The 3,402-nt window shown below is 59.8% G+C and carries 6 protein-coding genes; all 6 read left to right on the forward strand.

Features of this window, described 5'->3' with window-relative positions; all coding sequences use genetic code 11:
* Nucleotides 1-229 precede the first annotated feature (229 nt).
* The 6 genes from AX692_RS05300 to AX692_RS05315 are packed head-to-tail and all read left to right on the forward strand — an operon-like array spanning nucleotide 230 to nucleotide 3,318.
* Nucleotides 230-748, forward strand: coding sequence for a hypothetical protein (locus tag AX692_RS05300; protein WP_155646262.1), 519 nt, complete (start codon nucleotides 230-232; stop codon nucleotides 746-748).
* Nucleotides 742-1,110: a hypothetical protein gene (locus AX692_RS05305; RefSeq protein ID WP_073977583.1), complete on the forward strand. Its 369-nt coding sequence runs from the start codon at nucleotides 742-744 to the stop codon at nucleotides 1,108-1,110. Before AX692_RS05300 ends, AX692_RS05305 begins: the two co-directional genes overlap by 7 nt.
* Complete coding sequence (locus tag AX692_RS19515) at nucleotides 1,107-1,415, forward strand: hypothetical protein (protein ID WP_155646263.1); 309 nt, start codon at nucleotides 1,107-1,109, stop codon at nucleotides 1,413-1,415. The genes AX692_RS05305 and AX692_RS19515 overlap by 4 nt, the downstream gene beginning before the upstream one ends.
* 32 nt (nucleotides 1,416-1,447) lie before the next feature.
* Nucleotides 1,448-1,666, forward strand: a complete 219-nt coding sequence (locus AX692_RS19520) for a hypothetical protein (protein WP_155646264.1) — start codon at nucleotides 1,448-1,450, stop codon at nucleotides 1,664-1,666.
* A 39-nt stretch (nucleotides 1,667-1,705) separates the two neighbouring features.
* Nucleotides 1,706-2,035, forward strand: coding sequence for a hypothetical protein (locus AX692_RS19525; protein WP_155646265.1), 330 nt, complete (start codon nucleotides 1,706-1,708; stop codon nucleotides 2,033-2,035).
* Nucleotides 1,987-3,318, forward strand: a complete 1,332-nt coding sequence (locus tag AX692_RS05315) for a hypothetical protein (protein WP_155646266.1) — start codon at nucleotides 1,987-1,989, stop codon at nucleotides 3,316-3,318. The genes AX692_RS19525 and AX692_RS05315 overlap by 49 nt, the downstream gene beginning before the upstream one ends.
* Nucleotides 3,319-3,402 lie beyond the last annotated feature (84 nt).

Raw genomic sequence — 3,402 nt, forward strand, 5'->3', positions numbered from 1 at the left:
CGCCCGCCCCCAAGGGCAAGGCCAAGGTGCCCGAAACCGCGGGAGCCTGACCCACAAGCAGCGCGACCCCAGTGAGAGCGCCCCCCCACGCTCTCGCGTCCCTCTAAGGCCTGCCATCTCCGACCCGGGGTGGCAGGCCTTCTTTTTTGCATCATGCTCCCGAGAACCAACCGATCCCAGGCAAGAAAGAGGAGAGGGAGGATCGAAGCGAACCAAGAAGGAGGCTTCGATGACTGGAAGAAAATGGACGATGGACTGCGGCGGCGCACCCTGGGGTGAAGACTGCGCGCAGGTCGGGCACACGGAGAATTTCGCTGTGGTGAACCACGCCGAAGCGGCGATCTACAAAGCAGCCTTGTTTGCTGTCGCAGGGCTCCCGCCGGCGGGGATTACGCTGCGGATCAAAGCGAACGCCCACGACTTCGGAACCTACCGGACCGTGGAGGCCGTCATCGACGAGACCTGCTGCGATACGAGCCCGCATGCCCAGTACCTCGTCACGGTGGAGGCGGGTGTCGAATTCTGGCTGCGGGCAGGATTCCAGCGCCCCGACTTCGCCACGCTCAATGACGCATGCGACATGGCATCCTTCGTTGCGGGCGCGATCATGAGCGCCATGCGAATAACGCGCCCAGGACCGACGGGCCAATTTTTCCCGCGCGAGAACGAACAGCTGCACGGCAATCTCATCGCTGCCTATCCGCAACTCGCAGAGCGCGCTTTCGAAGGGCTGAGGCTGTCATGCTGACAGACAGCGAGCGCTTCGCATTCATGACGTGGCGGATCCATGCCTTCGAGACGACGGGCAACGCCTATGATGCGGTGCAGACAGATGAGAGCATCAAAACGGGCGATACGCTCCTGATACCGAGCGAGGCTGTAGTGGGAGTGGCACATACATGGCCCTTCTCGATCACCCGGGACGCAGGCTATCTGCATCAGCTGATCGAGGGCCGAACGAGTGACACCCTCGAGAGCCTCAACGCGGAATTCGGCGTCTCTGCCGGCACAATCGAGCGTGCATGCAAGCTTGCACAGATGCTGTCATACCATCTCGATCCGGGTCTTATCGATCTCATTGCAAGAGACGCGCCGGGAGAACGTACGTGAAGGACGAAGAGCTTCACCGGATGCGAGCGGCGCTTGAGCAAAACAAGTACCGACTGGCCGGCCTGCGCGCACGGGTACAACGCGAAGCAGAAGCGCAGACGCGCTCGCACTCCCTTCCACACACCTTCGGAAGACACTCGACCAGCTGGACGAAAGCCCATGAGGCCGAGTTTCAGCACCGCCTCGCAGTCGGGATTGAAGAGCATGGAAACGACATTGGCGGGCTCGAAGCTAAAATCGCGCGCCAGGAAGAGGCCATCCGGGCGCGACATTTGAAGAAAGCGCGCGAAGCGAGACCATCTTGACCGCCCGGACGAAGCCCCTGAAAACGCGAGCCATGGCAGACCAAGACATCATCGAGACAAGCCAAGGCAAGGTATGGATCAAGCGCTATGACAATGGCGACATCTCATTCTGGACACCGCGCGGCTCACGTCAGAGTGAACTCGTCGCCGACACCGTTCGGGGCCGCGCGGCATGGAAACCTCAATTCCGATGCTGGTTCGCACCGCCGGTGCATGCCGAACAAATCGTAGAGGAGCTCGAGCAGTCCTGACCGGCTGAGCACGAGGCCTCGCAACACGAGGATCTCAAAATGCCCGACCGACTGATCAAGCTGCCAAAACGGTTCTTCGATGATCACGCCGAGCGAGGCCTGCCAACACCGGAGGTCATCAGGGAGTATGCACACAGCTACGCCGTTTCGATCAACGATCCTGAACTCAGCGAGCTGTTGAGCGATGCAGAACATTACGCCGACGCGGTCGATCAGGCGGAGCGAGGGCTGATCACCTCAGCCAGGGCAACTCGCCGCGCCATCAAAAATGGCGAACGAAACGAAAGCCGCGCCGCCGGCCAGCATGAAAGGACAGTAACTTGTCACTCTCGTTCCCGCCGAACCATAAGATCGCCGGCACGCCGGTGACAGCCCTGAAGGAGGGCCTGAGGTCACTCACGCGCACAAATGATCGGGGATCCTTCGTCGGCTTGCGGTCGAAGTTCGAAACTAGCGCCCATGGGGCGCATGCCCTGCGCGTAGCAGAACTCTTGGGGCTTATCGATGAAACCGGCCTCGATATTACGCCCGTTGGCCGAGCGGTAATGCAATCGAAGAGCATGAAGAAGACCGACCTCGCCAAGGCAGACGCGGCTCTGATGGCGCTGCTCAAGCACATCGATGAGCTGAATCAGGACCCCGACCGACTATTCACGATCACACAGGTCTACCTCTACGGCAGCGTCATGCGCCGCGCTGCGCAAGTCGGCGATATCGACCTTGAGATCAAAACAGACCGTGGACCGCGCTACGCGCGCGGCACAAACTTTCAGCTCTTTCTCGACGCTTGCCTCGCCTGCGTCCGTAGCTTCAACCCCAATTACCATGACGACGGGATGACCCGGGAGATCGATAAGGCTGCGGAGTACCTGATTTTCGGCAAGCGGCGGTCACCGCTGCTCAAGGGCGCACAAATCGACTCACACCAGTTGGAACTGATCGGCGCGCCGTGCCAGCTCATCTACTCAGCGTCGAACGGCATCGATCTCGGCGCGCCGATCCTCAATGCCCACCCAGACTACAATCCGACGGAAGTGACGACCCACAACACACCGCAACTGACGACGATGGATACCACAATAATGGCGATACCTGAGCCGATCGATGCTCGGTTCATTTCTAAATATCGACGCGATGGAAGAATCAACGAGGGCGACTTCGGACCATACGGCTCGAATCCGGTGGCCCGGATGTTGCGACAGATCGAGCGGTTCTGGAACAGCTTTACACTCTTCAGCGGCAGCGAGGAGAATGGCATTCCGTTCGGGTCAAGCAAGTCCGAGTCGAAACAACTAAATCCCAGACACCGCATCATAATGGAGGCAGACGCGTTCCACGGAAGTCTGCGAACCAGCATGGTGGTGGAACGGCAAATTGACATGGTCGGAAACGACGCGGTCGTGAAGCTCCACATAGGACAGGTCCGCAGCAAACGAAGGAAGACTCCTGAGCAAACACAGGCACAGAGCCTGCTCATTTTGGCGTCGGCAATCCACAGCGCGGACCGGCTTCATGCGCGAAGATTGCTCGAAGCCCGCGAGGGATCTGGAAAGATCATTCCGAGCATCACCTTCGAAAACGACTTCGCCGACCAGACACCACAGGCAGCCTCTGTCTACACAGACATCATTCTATCCAGCATCAGCGACTGATCTTACCTCCTAATCCCATGGACCGGTGGCGCTCCTGCCCCGAGGGCGGGAGCGGATTGACGCGCGCCAGCGGGGGCTGACGCA

Origin of the sequence: Erythrobacter donghaensis (assembly GCF_001557325.1) — a bacterium.
GTDB classification, from domain to species: Bacteria; Pseudomonadota; Alphaproteobacteria; order Sphingomonadales; family Sphingomonadaceae; genus Erythrobacter; species Erythrobacter donghaensis_B.